Raw genomic sequence first — 19,406 nt, 5'->3', positions numbered from 1 at the left:
CTTATATTTAATTAACAAAAAACTTAAGACTGCAAAAGCTGAACAGGACAATTTAAACTATTTTTCTTAATAAAAAGATCAAGTCTTTTATAAGCAAGCTCTGCTAAAGTATGTATTTCGTGTTGGGAAAGACCTTCAATTTTTTTAAAAAGCTGAACTAAAATAACTTTTCGATTGCCATTGTCCTGCATGTTTTGCTCCAATACAGCTTGGCCAGTTGTCCCTGAACCCGCAAAGAAATCGAGGATGATATCGTTTTTCTGAGGATCAGTGATCATGTTTATAATTCTTTTTATAAGTTCAACTGGCTTTGGCATATCAAAGTGAGCCTCAGGAATTATTTTTCTGAGATCATGACTTCCGGAGCATTTAATATCAAACCATACGTCATTTCCCATCCTTTTAAATGAGGGAGAAATATAATGTTCTGGTTTATTGTTTTTATTTAAGCGCAATAAATCAATTTTCTTGCCATGTGAAGAATTTTCAAAGTACCAGTTATCAATTAATTCTTGTTTTGCAAATAAATCATCCATTATTAAATTATTAAATATTCTTTTTAGATCCTGAAACATATTTTGATAATTTTCTATTGCATTTTCGCTACGCTCTTGACTCCAACGCCATTGCCCTTTTGTAGGAATAATCCCAAATAATTCATAGCGCAAATTAGGTCGTTCTGTACCTCGCCAATGATTATTCCAAATCCCTTTTCTTAACTCTTTGCGATCAAATTCAAATTTTTTAATTTTGACATTTTTATTTTTGCTATAAAATAAAAGATATTCATGCCCAACAGCAATTCTTTGTGAAGAAGAAAACTGAGACTGAACATTTTTTACTCCCCTTGGAACGACTATACAGTTTCTGAAGTTTTCTTCTCCAAAAATACTATCCATAAGAAAACGTAAATAATGAACTTCATTGTCATCTATACTGATAAAAATAAAACCATCCTCTTTTAATAAATCATAGGCAATTTCAAGGCGCAATTTCATCATCTGCGACCATTGCTGATGGCTGCCAAAATTATCATTGTAAACAAATTTTTTTTTCGTATTATAAGGAGGATCGATATAAATAAGCTTGATTTTATTTGTGTAATATTTATTTAATTTTTCTAAGACTAAAAGATTATCGCCAATTATAACTGAATTTAATACATCACTCAAAATGACTTTTTTATTAGAATAAACATCCCAAAAAAAGTCATTCATTTAAAAACTCTAATAATTGCTCTATTTTGGCAAATTCATGATTCATGACTTTACCTCCTGCCACAAAAGCATGACCTCCTCCAGAAAAATTCTTGGCAAAATAATTGCCTAAATGCTTAGAGGCATCAGCAGGTTTATTCCATGGATTTATTCCACAAGATAGTGAAGAATATCCTTTGTTAAAGCTCGGCATGATATGCAATGCATATTGAGCTTCAGCAAAGATCATATATGGCACAAAACGTCCCATCCCTGAAAATTCACGACTGTCACTGAAATTCGCAAATGCAACTTTTCCTTTGAGCTTCGTATTTTTTTTATAAAGTCGGAGTTGTTTATTGAATATTTGCTCTTCAAAGCTAAATATTGCTGGATATAGAGAATCAGAATCAAATAACTCTTCTATCGAAGAACTTTTAGTAATCTGCTTAACAATTCTTTTATAAAGCGTTTCGTTATGAATTGCCGGATGACTTGGATTAAATAAAACTTGTAATTTTACAGCTGTTGATGAGTAATCATGAGCAGCCTCACAAGTTGCGTAAAGAGCACCATCGATAATTTCTGCAAAATCGATAAATTCTTCATATTCTCTTATAAGTTTTGCTGGCAGCTCTAATTCATGTTGATGTGTGCGCAAAAGGCCAGGTGTACTAATTGCCGACGTATCCCATTTCGTAATAACATTTGGTAGAATATCTGCGGTATTTTGTTCCGTTAAAAATGGAAAACTCGAGCCTGTAGGATGATGATCGACCCAATAACAATCTGGAATAGATTTTTTAGACTCTCCACTCTTTTCTAAAACAAATTTTTGAGTGAAAAATCTTTCGCTAAGTAACGATGGATGCAAAGTAAAATCTAAGATTGAGCAGGGCCATTTGATTTCATTTAAACTCCACTCACCTAAACTCGACACGTGATTGACAGGTTGCACATTTATATACCAACCATATTTTGTATATTTATCGTTTAAAAATTTTGAAAATAATGCGGCCGCTATACCCCCATCTGCATCGGAGTGACTGTAGATCGTATAGATTTTATCGTTTGCCATTATTTTATTACCATTATCAATTAGTTCCTAATATAAATAAATAAAAGAAAAATTTAAAAAAGAAATTTAATGCGCCAAATACAATCAGCAATAACCCTGCAATCGATATCATATTTGCATTGTTACTTACTGCATTCGCTGATTTGTATGGTAAATTATTGATAAGAATATTCCAACCAGGCAGACCTGGCATCGGCAAAAGTGATAAAGCCCCAATTGTTATATTTGATATTCCGATTAATGAAACGATTAAGCCAATTTGTAATTCTAGTTTTGTGAAATCTAATAAATTCGTTGGTAATATTACTCCCATTCCACTAAAACGCAGCAACAGCATACAAATAATTGCAATAAGAAAGTTCATACCTATTCCAGACAAATAAATAATATTTATATCTTTTTTAATGTTTCTAAAGGAACGTGTATCGATGTTAAATCTTTTTGGCCATCCAAAAACAATAGGTGAATTCATTAATATAGTTATTATGGGAAATATCACTGTTCCTAAAGGATCAATATGGGGGACAGGATTAAGGGTCGCCATAGAACTTGTTTGCATTGAATTATCGCCTCTTCTTCTTGCCATAATAGCAATAGCGGCTTGACTCGATATGATAGCAATTAAAAATCCTAAATATTTTAGAACACCAAATGCTATTGTAGACTCTGAAATAGATCCCATTTTATTTTCACCTATTTTTTAAAAAAATTATATATTTGTTTTTTCTTTTATTTTTTTCTTTATGTACCAGATTATAATTAGACTTAAAATGGCAATTCCAATAATGGTAATAATACCCATCTGTCCTTTTTTAACATAATGCTCAATTTCTGTTGAACCACTCAATTGCCTTTGCCCCCAAAAACCTAAATAGACCCAAAGAGGCACACTGATAAGGGCAGCAAGTCCATCTGTTAAAATAAATTTAATATATGAAACCTTGCGGGTAATTCCAGTAACAACAAAAATGGGTGAGCGGAGTCCTGGCATAAAACGTGCTGCAAAAATAAACCAAAAACCATATTTTTCAAATTTTACTTGCGTCCAATTATAACGTTCTTGTGTCACGATACGAGCAAAAAACTTTACTTTTAAAAGTTTATTGCCAAATATATACCCTAAAAAAAACATAGTACTATCACCGATCAACACTCCTGCCATGGAAACCGCAAACATTAAATGCACCTGATGACAGGATTGAAGAGCCTGCATAAATGTTCCATCTACAACGCAGGCCACAGAGGAGATAACGCCACCCGCAACTAAGGTAATATCTTCTGGAATAGGAAGGCCAAATCCACAAAGCAAAAGAACACCAAATACAGCGATATAACCATAAGTTGTAAAAAATTCGATTAGGCTATCTAACAACACGGCAACTCCAAAACTGTTTAAAAAAAAATTAACTCAGCATATCCCCATTTAACTGATACTGGCTAAGCACGCAAACATATACTCAAGCATTCAAAATAGATTTCTGACTTTCTGTGTTGACACAATAAAATCGGTGCTTATGTTCCTCGCAAGCAGGAAAAGAAATGCAGCCTGTGTTTTTAGCTTGTCAACAAGTGGCTAAAAATACTAATTTCTTTTCTTAATTCTATTTCAATAAAAAAGGCTTAATTTTCATTTCCTTACCTCGGAGGTTTTTAGTATGAGTAAAATTATTGGTATTGACTTAGGTACAACCAACTCAGTTGTTGCAGTTATGGAAAACGGCAAACCCATCGTAATTGCTAATCAAGAAGGTGAGCGTACCACTCCCTCTGTTGTAGCATATACACGAGATGGTGAATTTATTGTAGGCCGTGCTGCACGTAACCAAGCCGTGACAAACCCACGCAATACTATTTACTCTGCAAAACGCTTTATCGGCAGTCACTATGCAGAGCGCACAGAAGAAGCCAACAAAATGCCATACACTGTAAAAAAAGGTCCAAGTGATAAGATCTTATTTGAAATTGGTGGCAAAGACATGGCTCCTCCAGAAATTTCTGCAAAGGTTCTGCAAAAATTAAAAGAAGCAGCAGAAAGCTATCTTGGCCAAGCAGTAACAAAAGCTGTGATCACTGTTCCTGCTTACTTTAATGACTCACAAAGACAAGCAACTAAAGATGCTGGTAAAATCGCAGGACTCGAAGTTCTTCGTATTATCAACGAACCAACTGCAGCGGCTCTTGCATATGGTCTTGACAAGAAAACAAACCAAAAAATTGCTGTTTATGACTTTGGTGGTGGTACATTCGACGTATCTGTACTCGAAGTTGGGGACAACGTTGTTGAAGTTCTTTCTACAAACGGTGACACACACCTTGGTGGTGACAACGTGGATGAACGCCTCATCGACTTTCTCGTCGCTGAATTCAAAAAACAAACATCCATGGACGTCTCCAAAGACCCTATGGCTATGCAACGCTTAAAAGAAGCGGCTGAAAAAGCTAAGATTGAACTCTCTAGCCAAACTAAAGTTGATATCAATCTTCCTTATTTGACTGCTGACCAAACAGGCCCTAAGCATTTGGCTGTGAGCCTTATGCGCTCTCAGTTTGAACAAATGATCATGGATATTATTGACAAAACTATTGAGCCTTGCCGCAGCGCTTTGCGTGACGCAAACCTCAGCATCGATCAAATTGACGAAGTTGTTATGGTCGGTGGATCCACTCGTATTCCTTTGGTTGGCGAAAAAGTAAAAGCATTCTTTAAAAAAGAACCAAACCGCTCTGTGAACCCTGACGAAGTTGTTGCAGTGGGAGCAGCTGTTCAAGCAGGTGTTCTCGGTGGAGAAGTGAAAGACGTTCTCCTACTCGACGTGACTCCACTCAGCCTCGGAATTGAAACTTTAGGTGGCGTATTTACAAAGCTTATTGAACGCAATAGCACTATTCCAAAGCGTGCAAGCCAAATTTTCTCTACGGCTGCAGACAACCAAACAAGCGTTGAAATTGGTGTTTTCCAAGGTGAACGCGAAATGGCACGTGACAACCGCTCACTTGGCCGCTTCAACTTATCTGAAATTCCTTCTGCACCACGTGGCGTTCCACAAATCGAAGTGACTTTCGATATCGATGCAAACGGTATTCTGAATGTTTCCGCAAAAGACCTTGGCACAGGTAAAGAGCAAAAAATCACTGTGACAAACTCGGGCGGTCTTTCTGAAGCTGATATCAAGCGCATGATGGAAGAAGCAGAGCGTCATGCTGCTGAAGACAAAGCACGTCGTGAAACAATCGACGTACGTAACAAGCTTGACAGCATTATTTTCCAAACAGAGAAGAATCTCCGTGAAAATGGTGACAAACTTCCTGCAGAAATGAAGTCATCGCTTGAAACAGAACTTGCAAGCGCACGCTCTGTTCTCGAAACAAAGAGCGAAGACAAAGCTGCTCTCGAAGCTGCAATTACCTCGCTTGAAGCAAAAGCTCACAAACTTGCTGAAGAGATGTATAAAAATACAGGTGCACAACCTGGCGGCGCACAGACAGCAGAAGATGCTACGAACAAACAAAATAACTCCAAAAATAAAGACGGAGTTGTTGATGCAGAGTTTGAATCCAATTCATAATTGGATTCAAATAATAGAACAAGCCCTCCTAAATTTACATTTAGGAGGGCTTTTTTAAAAAAAATGCTCTAAGTTTTATACAATGTTCTTCAAAATTAAATAATTAAAAACGAAAGCCCAAAGCTATTCCTGCGGTATAGCCACCTTCATTTTGTATTTTTCCTTCCACAATAGGAAATAAGTATGAACCTTCTAAGGATAGAAAAGTTGTTTTCGATATCCAGAGACGGGTGCCTAAAAAAGCTTGACCGTAACCATAAGAAGTACGCCCAGTCAGTATATCATTCAAAGAACTGAAAATGAATGTATGAATACTATCAGAGTCTTGAAAAGTAGATTCCGCATGCACATAACCTGCCCGAGCCGCAACATAAGGTTCCCAACTGTCACCTAATACACTTCCTATAACGTCACCATAATAATGCTGAGCTTTTCCTCCATCTCCTATACCGGCACCACCCGCAATCGCCAAAGCACCTGATCCTACGCTATTCCCTTGAATAAGGGCATACTTCAATCTCAAACTTTGAGTTAGTGACTCTAGTTTTAGACCAAAATCAAAATTTTCAGTTAAACCGTAATTCCATTTTATCGCATAAACATAAGGAACACCTGTAGCAATCGAAATCTCATGATTGCCTTTTCCAACTGTTCGTCCAGTTTCGTTTAAAGTTAACGAACTTAGACAAGAACTAAGAATAAAAAGAGGAGATAAAAAAACAATGAACTTTAAGCATATTGACATAAGTAAACACTCTCCACTACTTTTCATCGATTAGATATACAATAATTTAAAATTTAAACAAAATAAATAATTATTTTGTTTAAATTTTAAATTATTATAATGTATTTGTTGTCAATGCAGTCTTAATAAAAGTCCAGATAATAACTCTTTTTCCAGTTGAACCATTTTATCAATTGCTAAGACACTATAAAATAGATTAATTTAAGAGATATACTTTTAAAATTCTAAAAAATTGGATTGTTTGGAATCTGATAAAAATCTATATCACCCCAATTCCTTAAAATATCAATTGCCAAAGAACTGACTTCATTATCTGAGCTTTTTGCTAATTGAAGAATGCGACTGATATAAATAACTTGCGGAGAGCCTTCAACTATACGTAAAGCATAAATCTGTTCGGTCACTCGATCAGAATTTAAATATTTTTCAAGCCGTTCTAGATTCCAATTTTTGGAATAATTTGACACAGATTCCGCAAGTGATCTACAAAGATCAGAACAATGATTTTCATGTAAAATAACGTTTTCCATTTTTTCAAGCAATTTATCATTATAAAAAGAAGGAATAATAATTCTCATTGGTTCTGAAAATAAATCATTTCTATTTCCTAACCATTCTATAGAAACACTTTTACCTACAAAAGCCCTTTCTTTTAACAGTTTTTTAGCCATTGTAAGCTGCATACTTTTAAATGGTATAGATAGACCAAGCTCATATATATTTAATCTAAAAAAATTACCTGTTACAAGTATAGAAATCGATAAAACTAAAGGTAAAACTATAGTTTTCAGTTTTGATGCTCGTTTTTCAGACATAGAATAATAAGCAAAGGAGAGACTTAAAATAAAAATAACGAATTCATAACATATATAGTTTGCTAAAAAATATGATGAAAGATAAAGAAAAATAATCCAAGCAATAAATCCTGATAAACTCCTTGCCAAAATAGAACTCAAAACAAATAATGAAGAAATACGTGTTGCATCTGCTAAACTACTGATATAATCATTCTCTACATTTTTCTTAAAAAAAGTAATCAGAAAAATTATAAACACGCTTAAAATGAAAGGAACAATCACTCTAATAAAATATCTTTTATTAAACGTTAATGGGAGAGACTCTATAAAGCTCCAAGTACGTTCCTTTTTGGGTGCGATATTCCATTCATAGAAAAATAAAATAAGAAAAATAAATGGAAGAAAAGACCATATTCCACCAAAATATATTCCCGCAACAGTGCCAACTAAACATAACAGAAAAAAAGACCAATACTGTTTAAACAGAAACATGAATGTTGCAATCACGTTTAACAATCCTTTCTTTCATAAATTCGCATTATTTCTTCAAAGCTTGTTTTATGCTCCTCTTTAATTGCATCCAGTGCACTTTGAAGAATAACTTTTCCTTTTTTTAAAAGGATAATATCTGTTGCATATCTTTCAATATCTTCGATCATATTCGTAGCAACAACAACTTGAGCACCTGTCTCATAAGAATATGCATCCAACTTCTTAAAAATAGTTCTTCTGGAATCGGTGTCTAATTCATTAGTCACTTCATCTAATAGAATCACCATCGGCATTCTTGGCAAACTTAATAACAAGCGAAAACGCACTTGCTCACCACGAGAGAGTTTATCAATACGCTTATGAGCAGGTACTGCGAGATCTCTTAAGAGAGCATTTTCAATTTCACAATTCCAATTTTCCGCTAGTGACTTGATTAATTTAAGATGATCTGCAGTTGTGAGCCCTTGATAGAGTTCAAGGTTCCAAGAAATTAGGTGAATTTTATCTTTCAATAATTCAAAATGCTTAAAGATATCTTTTGCCAAATAAATAACTGAGCCAAGATCTGGTTTATCCAAACCTGCCATCAATCGCAACAGAGATGATTTTCCTGCTCCATTGTGTCCAACTAGAGCCGTAATACCCGGCGAGTGGAATTTGAGTTGAGGAATCTCAAGTCTTAAATTTTGAGTTTTGCCATATAGCTTTAAATTATTTACTTCGATCATAATTCTTGTCCACTCCAACATTCCTCTACGAGTGCTTGAAATCTGTCCTGTTCAACACCTAACTCACGAGCATGAGATACAATATTCATTAAACCTGGTTTAAGCAGTTCTTCTTTTTGATTTTGATTGAGAGAACTAATATTTTCTGAAACAAAAGCACCCACACCACGACGAATGACAATAAACTTTTCAACTTCTAATATTTTAAGAGCTTTTTGTATTGTCAATGAATTTACTTCAATCATTTCTGAAATTTCACGAACAGAAGGCAAAGCAGTGCCAGCATGAATGGTGCCGGAGAGAATTTGATTTCTCATTTGCTCGACAATTTGGGCATAGAGAGGAATTGAAGAATGCGGATTTACTTGAAGCCTCATTTTTAAGCGCACTCCACTAAAGGTGATATACATCTCTATAGAAGTACAACTCTTGGGCAACAAAAGCAAGTTAGCTCATCTAAAAATAAACACTCATATTAATTTTTAATTTGAGCAAGAAAAAACTGAATTATTCTTGGTTCAAGCCAATACATTGGAATTAAAAGAGAATGCCAAGAAATAAAACCAACATGACCACCATAAGTTGTTAATTCCAATTGAATAGACTGAGATAATTCGGATAAATGAGGTACACAAGCCGCACTCATAAATGGATCGTCCAGAGAATGAATGATAAGTGTTTTATGTTTGATAAGAGATAAATATTGTCTTGAGCTCCCTTAAATCCATGAATACGTGCAGTTATTTTGTCATCAAATTCCCAAAAATTTTTAATGGCGACGATTTCGTTTTTAGTTAAATTAAAATCTTTATAGCGATCGTTTTTGAGTAAATTATTTTTTAAACTTTTCAATAACCACCATTGGTATATTCTTGAAAAACCATTGTTCATTTTCTGCGCAGAATTTTCCAATTCAAAAGGAACAGAAACAGCCACTGCTGATGAAATAAAATTATTTTCATTATTTTCAGATAGCCATTTCAATAAAACATTACCACCTAAAGAAAATCCGACAATAAATACTTGCGATTTTATTTTTTCCTTTTGTTTTAAATAATTTATAAAGAAATTAAGATCTTCAGTTTCTCCTGCGTGATAAACTCTTCTCATTTTATTTTGTACGCCTGAACACCCTCTAAAATGCATACATACAGCGCGAAAACCAGAGTCAATCGCTTTCTGCATTGTACGTCTTATGTATGAAGAATTCGATGAGCCTTCTAGTCCATGTAAAAGTATAACGAGCGGTTTATCTTCCTGTTTATTTACTGTCCAGTCAACTTCAATAAAATCCTGATCTGGCAAATAAATGGTTTCACGTTTTAAGAAAAGTTTTTTTTGACACGGAGAAAGAGCAGGAAATAAAGTCTGTAAATGTCGATTTTTCATCCACCAAATAGGTTTAAAATTTGATGAGATTTTGTTATTATATTTCTGCAAGTATGAAAACCTTATATCAATAAATATGCCCAGAAAGAATGACAAAGCTATGACGCTATAGTTATTTCTCAACTCAAATTAATATATCAATATTGCAAAATAAATGCGAGGGAAATATGTTGAATTGTGTCCCAGATATAAATTCTGAATCAAATTATAAATACACCTATGAAATATTAACTTGTAAAAATATACCAAATTATATAATTTCTTCTCTAATGCAAAAATTTGAAGAATATAGAATAAAAAGAAAAATGGGTTGGTCTCGTCCATGGAATAAAATTAATTTATGTACTTTTGAAAGTTTTCGTTGGTATACAAATATAGATTTCGACATATTAACTTTATTTAGAACAGTTTTATTACAAAATACACATTTTTTTGATGACAACTCTGAATTTTTTATAAGAGACATTCTGCATGATCCAAGAGCCCAAGGATTTCTATTTTATCACGATCGTACAGAAGTTGATAAAGCGTATGAAGGAATCACCCTCAGTTTTGGCCGTCTTTCATCATTAAATAATCGTTACAGAGATAGAATAGATATTATTTTCGAATCTCAACTTATAAACTTTACGAGTACACGGAATCTTGACATAATAAAGATTTATATCGATCCGTACTCAGGTGATACAAATCTTCCCCAAGGGATTAAATTGGATAAATCTTTTAAAAAAACATATGAACTGTTAAAAAACTTGTATGAGCTGCTTATTTATAAATACTATTCTTGGCAATTTAGCGAAAGAGAATGGTATCATTGGTCACAAAAATTCGTGCCCTATTTTGGCGAAAGAAAATCTATACCATTTAATTCACTTTTTAACGCCCCAGAATGTAAAACTTCGTTCTCTAGAGCAAGGATATAAACGAGAAAGATATTAATTAAAATCTACTTGGACCCAAGAACTTGGGATCTCCAGAGCTGATCTTGAAAATAAAATTTTTCCGCCCGTGCATAACCGCCGCTTTCTCTCCATGTCTTTAAAAACTCGTTAAAGGAGCTGATTAACTCTTTGCTAGATTTTTTTGCTGCAATTGAAAAGCTATCAGAAACAATTTTGGTAGGTAATATTATAAATTTATTTTGTTTATCTTTATCCATTAAATTAACATATGTTGTGTCTGTAACAAATGCTTTTGCTCTTCCTTGTGCAACTGCCAGAACGAGATCAGAGTCTTGATCAAATCTTAAAATTCTTGCTTTTTTCAAAGTTTTTGATAGATAAATATCGCTTGTGTATCCTGTTTTAACAGCAATATTATTTTCTTCTATATCTAAATCTTCAAGGCTTTTATAAGATGATTTATTATCTTCTGTATTTTTAAGTGCAATACTCAGACCGTTGATAAAAGTTGAGTCACTAAATGCAACGATTTTTTCTCTTTCTGGTGTAACCGTCATACCGGCAGCGATAAGATCACATTTACCTGAAATTAATGCTGGAATAATACCGTCAAAACTGATTTGAATCATTTTTAATTCGACATTCAATGATTTTGAAAAATGTTTCATCATATCTATATCAAAACCTGTCCACTCACCTGTTTTCGTTTTCATTTCAAATGGGAGAAAACCAGCATCCGAGCAAACTTTGAGGACTTTTTCATCTTGAACTTTTTTTAGACTTTTATCAATTTGATCTTTTTCAGATATTTTATTCGAAACCGCTTGATTATTATTTGCTTGAGCTACTTTTGGAGTAGAACTTTTTTCAGTTGAGGCAAATGAACTCATTGAAGGGATAAGAGTAAGCAGGGAAAAGGTATGCAAAAAGAACTGTCTAAAACCTAATTTCATTTCATTTCCTCTTTTAATAATCCATTACCAAGCGGACGAGACCAGAATATAAACGAATTTAAATATTCTCTACTCAAACTTGGATCTTAATACATAAGCAGTGCAAACTGGTCAAGTGCTACAAAATAAGATCTTGTTTTTATGATAGTAATTTCAAATATCCAGCTAAAATTTTATAATTCAATAATTTACTGAATTTTCATAATCATCAATGTCATCAAAATCATCGATACTTTCACTTTCTTTTTCAGTATTATCAGGAAGTTTTACTTTGTCTGGCAAAGCTATGTCCGATTGCACTTTGCCATTTATAGCTTTATAATTTCGAGCTATGACAAGATCCTTGTTATTTAGTATACCCATTTTTTGAATTGTATTTAAGATTTTTTTATATCTTTGTAAAAAAAACAAGGTCGGTTTTTGTGTCACCAAACTTTGATTCCATTTTTTAGGTGATGGAATAATTGCAACAAGCGAAATGCATTGAGATGGTGTAAGCTTATGAGCTTCAGTCTTAAAATATTTTTGTGCTGCATTTTCGAGACCATAAATATTTGGGCCGAATTCCACAACATTGAAATACCATTCAAGTTGCTGATCTTTTAGCATAATGCCATCTAAAATAAACGCACCAATGATTTCCCTCGATTTACGTAAGTAACTTTTTTTACGCGAGAGAAATGCATTTTTAACAAGTTGTTGAGTTATTGTACTTCCGCCTCGCTTTTTTTTCCCAATTTTCTGATTTGTAATAAAACTCGCTTTTAAACTTTCAAAATCCACTCCATTGTGTTGGTAAAAACGATTGTCCTCAGCAGCAATCAAAGCTGCTTTACATGCTTTAGGGATATCATCGTATGTACTCCAAGAGTGCGGGGAAAAGACACCAACGACAGGACCTGTGATACGAATATATCTTGATTTTCCATCACTCTCATAAGGAAAATAAATCAATAATCCAGAGTATAATAAAAAAACCCATGGAATAAACCAAAGAATAAAAGCAACGAAACAAAATAATGGAAGTTTAATAAACCAAAATGATATAGAAAAAACTTTCATTCTAATTCCTTGCTAAGATTAAGTGATTAAAGCAATATAAAATTGCAGTCTTTTAACTATTAGATGAGGTTCTTTTATGTCACTACCTAAAATTAAACCACTCGAATTTATTTCAAAATCTCACATTGAAAATAGCAATGCTGACCTTGCGATTATCGTAATAGACGAAACAGATATCGAAAAGGGAGCAATTCATTCTTCAGAACTCACAACCCTAGACTCGCAGTTTAATGGAGTCATTCAAAAATTGATATCATTTGGTGATTTTGAAGGGAAATGGCTGCAATCCACTGTGTCAATTTCTGATAATTCAAAAATAAGCAAGAGAGTTGTTCTTATTGGTGCTGGTAAAAAGCAAGATATTAAGCCCTCAAGAGCGCGTCAAATCGGGATTAAATCAGCTGAAATTGCACTTACACTCAAAACCCAACAAGTCGTATTTTTACCATTTTCAAAACTCATAAATTCTAAAGAACTTATTGCACAAGTGCATGCTGGATTCAATTTAGGTATGTATAAATACCCAAATACCAATGCCACAGCACAGGCAATGACTGAAATCGAAAAACCTCTTCAAGTAACATATATTTCAAATATATCGGGCTGCCAAGAAGAACTCAATCTTACTGAGATTATAAATAATTCTGTGAATACTTGCCGACTGCTTCAAGACGGGGCACCAAATATCGCTACTCCAAAATACATTGCTGAAAACATTGCAGAACAAGCAAAAAAACTGAATTTAAACGTCCAAATTTGGGGCGCTCAAAAGCTCAAAGAAATGGGATTCAATGCCATGCTCGCTGTTGCAGGAGGCAGTGCACTTGAACCACAATTCGTTGTTATTGAGTATAAACCCGAAAAATTTAGCAAAACTATTGCCTTTGTGGGCAAAGGTTTAACTGTGGATACGGGTGGTTATTCATTAAAAACCCCATCAGTTCACCAAGAAGGAATGAAGTATGATATGTCTGGCTCTGCAGTGACTTTAAGTTCTATCCTTGCAATAGCTCAACAAAAATTACCCGTACATGTCTATGCTGTTGGTGCGCTTTGTGAAAATATGGTGGATGCGTTGGCTTTTAGAGTTGGCGACATCATTACTGGATATTCCGGAAAAACCATTGAAGTTCTCAATACCGACGCTGAAGGTCGCCTTGTTTTAAGCGATGCTCTTCATTATGCAGCTAAAGATTTAAAACCAGATTATATCGTAGAATATTCAACTTTAACAGGTGCCATGATCGGTGCTCTTGGCCATGTTGGAGCGGGTGTTTTTGCCTTTGATAAAGAGCTTGAACAGATTGTTATAAAAGCCTCTGAAGAAACGGGTGAAAGAGCTTATCCACTTCCTGTTTGGGAAGAGATTGCAGATGACAATAAAGGCAGCATAACAGATCTTGTTAACTTAGGAAAAAATTCAGGTGGTGCTGGCAGTATGGTTGCAGCGGCATTTTTAAAAGAATTTACCGAAGATGTTCCTTTCGCACATATAGATATTGCTGGAGTTTCTGATAAAAACCAAGCCATAGGTTACACACAAAAAGGCAGCTCAGGCTTTGGCATTCAATTATCAGTACAAATTGCAAAAAAAATATCTGGACTCAATTCTTAATATTTTTCACCAGAAATCAATGCGAATCACTCACCCCTAAAGGAGGGAGAGTGCGACCTTGTTTCTTTAAATAAAAAAAAGAGTGCAAGTCGATAACTTGCACTCTTTTTTTGAATCCGAAAAATCGGTTCTTTTTTAACGCTTGGAGAATTGGAAGCGTGCACGAGCAGAGCGTAAACCATATAATTTACGTTCTTTGATACGCGCATCACGAGTGATAAGCCCAGAAGACTTAAGCACAGAACGGAATTCTGGGTTTAAGTTTAACAGAGCATTGGTGATACCGTGACGGATTGCGCCAGCTTGTCCAGATAGACCGCCGCCAACAACAGTTACGCGGATGTCAACCTTACCAAGAGTTTGTGTTAAGTTTAAAGCTTGTTCAACAACCATGCGGGAAGTTGGACGCTTAAAATAATCTTCAAGACTACGGTGGTTAATAGTGATAGCACCTTTGCCATCTTTAACCAAATAAACGCGGGCTATAGAAGTTTTACGTTTGCCTACGCCAGAAATATATTTAACTGCCATTTTAGGGCTACCTCATTTAATCGTTTGTTAGTTTTTAATTGTACGCTCAGGTAAAGCTTCTGGTTTTTGTGAAACATGTGGATGCTCAGCACCAGCATAAACTTTTAGATGGCGATAGCATTCATCACCCAAACGATTGTGGGGAAGCATACCTTTAACTGCAAGTTCTAACAAACGCTCAGGTTGAGTTGCACGGATTTCAGCAGCAGTTTGAGTTTTCAACCCACCAAAGAAACCTGTGTGGCGATGATAAAGCTTAGTAAGCTCTTTGTTTGCAGAAAGCTTAACTTTAGCGGCATTAATAACAACAACATTGTCGCCCATATCCATGTGCGGAGTGAATGTTGGCTTGTGCTTACCACGTAAAACATAAGCGATTTGTGTTGCAAGACGCCCAAGAGTTTTACCTTCAGCATCGACAATGAACCATTTCTTCTGAATTTCAGAAGCTTTGGCAGAATAAGTTTTCATATAAAGAACTCCACTTAACAAAAATAATGAATTTACCCTGTAAATTCAATTAATTACAATTTTACTTGCGAGCGTTCATCTTTTCCTCGTAGTTCTCAACAAATGGGGCGTTATCTCAACGCAATTCACTGATATCATAGAGAAATAAAAATCACTCATGCCACTTCTCCAATAGGTGTGGAGTTCCTGCAGAAGGAGTGACACAACCCCGCATTGGATGTAGAATGAAGCGAAACGCTTTTTCATTCACACAGCCCTGCAAAAAAAAAACATGCAGAGGGGCTTTATATCGGGAACTTTGCTTGTGGTCAACAATGAAAATTCATTTATCTTAATAAATCAAGAAATAACGGCTCTTCCCTATTTAGAGTGCATAAAATTTATTGTCAAAGCCTCATATAGCTTGATTGAAAGTGGTGAAACTCAATTCATCGATTTTATCCATGCCGAAGAGCTCATAGCAAGCAATACTCAAGAATATCAAATAGATAACTTAATTGAGCAGTTTGATTTTTATCAAGGCACACCTGTCGCACGCCAATTTTTAGCATTATCGATGCTTAGAAATCTGTATTATGAAGCGAATGAAATCATAGATAAGATCAAAAAAAATCTTATAGAAAAAACAAAGTTAAATCTAAATAGAATTTCAGACAAACCGAGCCTACCCTTAAAGATTTCGAGGGCTTTTTCTCTCCTCGATAATAAGAAAAAATTGCAAGCAGAGATCTTACCATTTGAAGAGAAACTCATTCAATTTCTCACGCGATTAGAAAAACAGAAAACCTGTAAAAAAGAAGATTTGCATGCTCCCCTCAATTTCTGGGAAGAAGAGTATATTCGAAAAGCCTTTTATCAAATTATATCGTACATCGAAAGCTCTCTATACTCTTTTAGTTACATTTCAAATAAGAAAGACAATAAAATAATTAGCTCACTTATCTCATTAAAAGAAGATATTTTTACAATGACTATTGGGGATGTATATAACAAAACACATTTTATATTAAGACTTATTAAACTTATTTTAAAAAACAATAAAAACATTGAAAAATCTGAAGAACATCTTAACAAAGAACAAGAGAATTCTTCTTATACAAATAGGCTGAGCATTCAATTATCAAAATTAAATGAAAATATTTCAGAAATAAAAAAATTAGAACAAAAAATGAGTGAAATGAATACTGGACAAATAAAATTTCGTGAAATGATCGATGAAGAGATTCACTCGTTAAATACTTCTATTTCGAAAGAAAATATTGTGAAAGCAAGGTTAGAAATGCGCCTAAATGATAATGAATATCCTTTAAGTGTAGCATTTAGAACTCATATTACAAAGTTGCTTCAATTTCTGGAAGAATAATGCTTTCATCATAAAACTTTTCTCCTTTGGTTAATTCAATTGGAGAAAATAAATTGTCCTGAGAAATATTCACTTGGTTTGCTTTACACAATTCAAGAACAGCCATTATAACCACAATAAGTTCATAGCGAGACATGCATTCCATAAGAAAATCTTGGAGAAAAATAATTTGAACTTCTTCTAAACGCTTTTTAACAATTTCCATTTTTTGCTGTATGGTAATTTTTTGGGCTTTAACAACAACTTTAGGACGAGATGTATTTGAAAACTTTAAGAGCACACGTTCTAAAGAAATAATTAGATCGAAAGGATTGCCTTTTATAGGATGCTCAAAATTAGAAAATTCATCTTCACGTCGCTTATATTCTGCCGTAGGATATATATTTCCCGCAACCGTACCCATAGATTCCAGAATTTCCGAAGCTTTTTTTAAGGCTTCGAACTCAAGCAACTGTTCCACGAGTACACGGCGTGGATCTTCTTCAGAAATTTGTTCCAAGCTTTCCAGATTTTCATTGTTCTTTTGTAACACAGGTAATAATAAATGAGCTTTAATTTCAATCAGTTGAGCAGCCATTGCAAGATACTCTCCCGCAGAATGAAAATCCAACTCTGGCACTTGTTTAAGAAAACTTAGATACTGCTCAGTTATAATAGCTATTGGAATGTTAAATATGTTAAGTTCCTGAGCTTTTATAAGATGCAGGAGAAGATCGAGAGGGCCATCAAAGTTTTCAAGTCGAAGGTGCATTGATTTCTACCAGTTACATTACGTTTTTAGTTTTTGATCATTTTGCTACAAAATGATCGTAATAGAGGTTTAAACTTCTGTCGACGTAGATGTAAAGTCATTATGGACAAAGTAAATTATTTTGTCGGTTTTAGATTTTGAGATGCCGCGCATTCTCACAACATGCACAAACGAGGTTTTACTTTGCAAAGGACAAAATTACTATTAATTGGTCTCGGATTTTTTTGGATTTTTGCTTGGAGTGTTTTTGGTAGCATACTTGGTTCACGTATAGAAATAATGAGTGCAACCAATGCAGATCCCACTTGGTTGATCGGCTGGCAAAGAACTCTACTGAGATCAGCCCATGCGCATATGAATTTAATGGGAATAACAACTATTCTGATAGGTCTTACCCTCAACCATTTAAGAACATATTTTTCACAAAAAAATGCAAAATTATTAATTATTATCAATACAGTGAGTATACCAATTTTTGGATTCGGAATTGTGCTTCAAGCTTTTTATCCCAATTCTAATGGGACTGTCTCACCTGTTACTGCTATTGCAGCACTAGGGGGAATTCTCTATATTATTTCTATCGGAATTTGGTCCGCCCTTTTTATTTTTAGCGCAATGAAAAAATGAAATTGAAATGAGCATATTGACAAATAATGAAACAATACAATTTGAGCGAATAGTTTATATCACAAGAATGACAGCAATCGGTGATGTTATCATCGCTTCCCGAGTTATTACAAAGCTAAAAGCAAACGGTTATTTTCCAATTCTGGTAACATCTTTGGCAACCGAAGAGATCGCCCGACGCATGCATGATTTAAATGCATACATTTGTATAGACAAAGATAATGATATTAAATACTATTATGACTCTAAAATATTAATTAAAGAACATTTTTGTCAGAAAATAAATTCAATCAAGACAATTAAAGATAGAATAATAATTGATCTACAAAGAACTAGACGAAGTAAAAGAGCAAAAAAACTTCTTAAAAAAGAGTTACATCTATTTTTTGAAAATACTTTTTTTGTAGAAAAAAGAACATTCTTCAGACTATTTCTTATTGTGCTTGCATATTTTTCATTTGAGCAAAAAAGAAGAAATAAAATAAAAGAAATTATAAGAATCCACGATTTACAAGATGATTTAGTCAATCGAGTATTAAAAATCGATAATGTAAATATAAAAAAACCCGATAATTTTGATTACACATTGCTGAGTTTTAATAAGAATTTCCACTTGCCTTTAAAAAATTACATTTGTATTTTCCCTGGCGCAAGTGGCTTTATTAAAATGTGGCCAAAGGAAAATTTCAGGGAATTAATTCAACTGATTATTAGCCATTCCGATAATAACATAATAATATGTGGCGGTAAAAGTGAAGAATTTATTGGCGAATATTTAGCATACCCCAAAAATAAAAGAGTGCTAAATTTAGTAAACAAAACAAGTTTAGGTGAAACTCTCGATCTCATAGCACATGCAAATTATATTATTTCAAATGATTCTTTTGCTGGACACGCTGCGGATATTTATAAAAGACCTGCAACAGTCATTTTTGGAGCAACATCTCCAAATTTTGGTTTTGTACCATTATTTAAAAATATAACTTTAGAGTATGAAAATATTTCTTGTAGTCCATGTACACGCCACGGCAAATCTGACTGCTACTATAAAAATTTAAAATGTCTTAAAGATATTTCTCCAACAACTGTCTTGCAAAAAATGAAAAATTATTTTTAGAAATACTCTAAAAAGGAGAAAAA

21 protein-coding genes are annotated in these 19,406 nt (G+C 34.0%); 6 read left to right on the top strand and 15 right to left on the bottom strand.

What is annotated here, in order from left to right; all coding sequences use genetic code 11:
• Positions 1–23: 23 nt before the first annotated feature.
• The 4 genes from H7355_RS04000 to H7355_RS03985 are packed head-to-tail and all read right to left on the bottom strand — an operon-like array spanning position 24 to position 3,646.
• Entirely contained in the window at positions 24–1,217 is a 1,194-nt protein-coding gene (locus tag H7355_RS04000) for a site-specific DNA-methyltransferase (RefSeq protein WP_186645437.1), read from the bottom strand.
• The gene (locus H7355_RS03995; RefSeq protein WP_186645436.1) at positions 1,210–2,274 is read right to left on the bottom strand and encodes a hypothetical protein; all 1,065 of its coding nucleotides are present in this window, start codon (positions 2,272–2,274) and stop codon (positions 1,210–1,212) included. The genes H7355_RS04000 and H7355_RS03995 overlap by 8 nt, the downstream gene beginning before the upstream one ends.
• A 16-nt stretch (positions 2,275–2,290) precedes the next feature.
• The gene (locus H7355_RS03990; RefSeq protein WP_186645435.1) at positions 2,291–2,956 is read right to left on the bottom strand and encodes a site-2 protease family protein; all 666 of its coding nucleotides are present in this window, start codon (positions 2,954–2,956) and stop codon (positions 2,291–2,293) included.
• Positions 2,957–2,983: 27 nt separating this feature from the next.
• A complete protein-coding gene (locus tag H7355_RS03985; protein WP_186645963.1) occupies positions 2,984–3,646 on the bottom strand; it encodes a DedA family protein in 663 nt (220 codons plus the stop codon).
• 283 nt (positions 3,647–3,929) lie between these two features.
• Between H7355_RS03985 and dnaK the strand changes: the two genes are divergently transcribed.
• Positions 3,930–5,840, top strand: a complete 1,911-nt coding sequence (gene dnaK, locus H7355_RS03980) for a molecular chaperone DnaK (protein WP_186645434.1) — start codon at positions 3,930–3,932, stop codon at positions 5,838–5,840.
• Between the two features lie 103 nt (positions 5,841–5,943).
• Here dnaK and H7355_RS03975 read toward each other — a convergent pair whose 3' ends face one another.
• The 6 genes from H7355_RS03975 to H7355_RS03950 form a co-directional block, all read right to left on the bottom strand.
• A complete protein-coding gene (locus tag H7355_RS03975) occupies positions 5,944–6,585 on the bottom strand; it encodes a hypothetical protein (protein WP_186645433.1) in 642 nt (213 codons plus the stop codon).
• Between the two features lie 224 nt (positions 6,586–6,809).
• Positions 6,810–7,889, bottom strand: a complete 1,080-nt coding sequence (locus tag H7355_RS03970) for a hypothetical protein (RefSeq protein WP_186645432.1) — start codon at positions 7,887–7,889, stop codon at positions 6,810–6,812.
• 2 nt (positions 7,890–7,891) lie between these two features.
• The gene (locus tag H7355_RS03965) at positions 7,892–8,602 is read right to left on the bottom strand and encodes an ATP-binding cassette domain-containing protein (RefSeq protein ID WP_186645431.1); all 711 of its coding nucleotides are present in this window, start codon (positions 8,600–8,602) and stop codon (positions 7,892–7,894) included.
• On the bottom strand, positions 8,599–8,979 hold the full coding sequence (locus tag H7355_RS03960) for a GntR family transcriptional regulator (RefSeq protein ID WP_186645430.1): 381 nt from the start codon (positions 8,977–8,979) through the stop codon (positions 8,599–8,601). The genes H7355_RS03965 and H7355_RS03960 overlap by 4 nt, the downstream gene beginning before the upstream one ends.
• A 98-nt stretch (positions 8,980–9,077) precedes the next feature.
• Entirely contained in the window at positions 9,078–9,248 is a 171-nt protein-coding gene (locus H7355_RS03955; RefSeq protein WP_186645429.1) for a hypothetical protein, read from the bottom strand.
• Entirely contained in the window at positions 9,245–9,991 is a 747-nt protein-coding gene (locus tag H7355_RS03950) for a YheT family hydrolase (RefSeq protein ID WP_186645428.1), read from the bottom strand. Before H7355_RS03950 ends, H7355_RS03955 begins: the two co-directional genes overlap by 4 nt.
• A 167-nt stretch (positions 9,992–10,158) precedes the next feature.
• Between H7355_RS03950 and H7355_RS03945 the strand changes: the two genes are divergently transcribed.
• Positions 10,159–10,914: a hypothetical protein gene (locus H7355_RS03945; protein ID WP_186645427.1), complete on the top strand. Its 756-nt coding sequence runs from the start codon at positions 10,159–10,161 to the stop codon at positions 10,912–10,914.
• 23 nt (positions 10,915–10,937) lie between these two features.
• Here the strand turns inward: H7355_RS03945 and H7355_RS03940 are convergent, their stop codons facing one another.
• Positions 10,938–11,846, bottom strand: coding sequence for a transporter substrate-binding domain-containing protein (locus tag H7355_RS03940; RefSeq protein WP_186645426.1), 909 nt, complete (start codon positions 11,844–11,846; stop codon positions 10,938–10,940).
• A 180-nt stretch (positions 11,847–12,026) separates the two neighbouring features.
• The gene (locus H7355_RS03935; protein WP_186645425.1) at positions 12,027–12,908 is read right to left on the bottom strand and encodes a biosynthetic peptidoglycan transglycosylase; all 882 of its coding nucleotides are present in this window, start codon (positions 12,906–12,908) and stop codon (positions 12,027–12,029) included.
• Between the two features lie 76 nt (positions 12,909–12,984).
• Here H7355_RS03935 and H7355_RS03930 point away from each other — a divergent pair, with 76 nt between their 5' ends.
• Positions 12,985–14,523: a leucyl aminopeptidase family protein gene (locus H7355_RS03930; protein ID WP_186645424.1), complete on the top strand. Its 1,539-nt coding sequence runs from the start codon at positions 12,985–12,987 to the stop codon at positions 14,521–14,523.
• A 135-nt stretch (positions 14,524–14,658) separates the two neighbouring features.
• Here the strand turns inward: H7355_RS03930 and rpsI are convergent, their stop codons facing one another.
• Both rpsI and rplM read right to left on the bottom strand, forming a co-directional pair.
• Positions 14,659–15,054 (bottom strand): 30S ribosomal protein S9, encoded by a 396-nt coding sequence (gene rpsI, locus H7355_RS03925; RefSeq protein WP_186645423.1) that lies wholly within the window; start codon positions 15,052–15,054, stop codon positions 14,659–14,661.
• Between the two features lie 27 nt (positions 15,055–15,081).
• Positions 15,082–15,525, bottom strand: coding sequence for a 50S ribosomal protein L13 (gene rplM, locus H7355_RS03920; RefSeq protein WP_186645422.1), 444 nt, complete (start codon positions 15,523–15,525; stop codon positions 15,082–15,084).
• A gap of 304 nt (positions 15,526–15,829) precedes the next feature.
• Between rplM and H7355_RS03915 the strand changes: the two genes are divergently transcribed.
• Entirely contained in the window at positions 15,830–16,888 is a 1,059-nt protein-coding gene (locus H7355_RS03915; RefSeq protein WP_186645421.1) for a hypothetical protein, read from the top strand.
• Here H7355_RS03915 and H7355_RS03910 read toward each other — a convergent pair.
• The gene (locus tag H7355_RS03910; RefSeq protein ID WP_186645420.1) at positions 16,857–17,639 is read right to left on the bottom strand and encodes a segregation and condensation protein A; all 783 of its coding nucleotides are present in this window, start codon (positions 17,637–17,639) and stop codon (positions 16,857–16,859) included. The genes H7355_RS03915 and H7355_RS03910 overlap by 32 nt on opposite strands.
• A gap of 183 nt (positions 17,640–17,822) precedes the next feature.
• On the opposite strand from H7355_RS03910, the gene H7355_RS03905 reads away from it, so the two are divergent.
• Together H7355_RS03905 and H7355_RS03900 are read left to right on the top strand one after the other, a co-directional pair.
• Positions 17,823–18,266, top strand: coding sequence for a hypothetical protein (locus tag H7355_RS03905; protein ID WP_186645419.1), 444 nt, complete (start codon positions 17,823–17,825; stop codon positions 18,264–18,266).
• Between the two features lie 7 nt (positions 18,267–18,273).
• Complete coding sequence (locus H7355_RS03900) at positions 18,274–19,383, top strand: glycosyltransferase family 9 protein (RefSeq protein WP_186645418.1); 1,110 nt, start codon at positions 18,274–18,276, stop codon at positions 19,381–19,383.
• The last annotated feature ends 23 nt before the right edge of the window (positions 19,384–19,406 follow it).

The sequence above is a fragment of the Fluviispira vulneris genome, assembly GCF_014281055.1.
Lineage (GTDB): Bacteria > Bdellovibrionota_B > Oligoflexia > Silvanigrellales > Silvanigrellaceae > Silvanigrella > Silvanigrella vulneris.
Note: the sequence above shows the minus strand (reverse complement) of the source record. Positions and strands in the feature narration are given on the sequence as shown.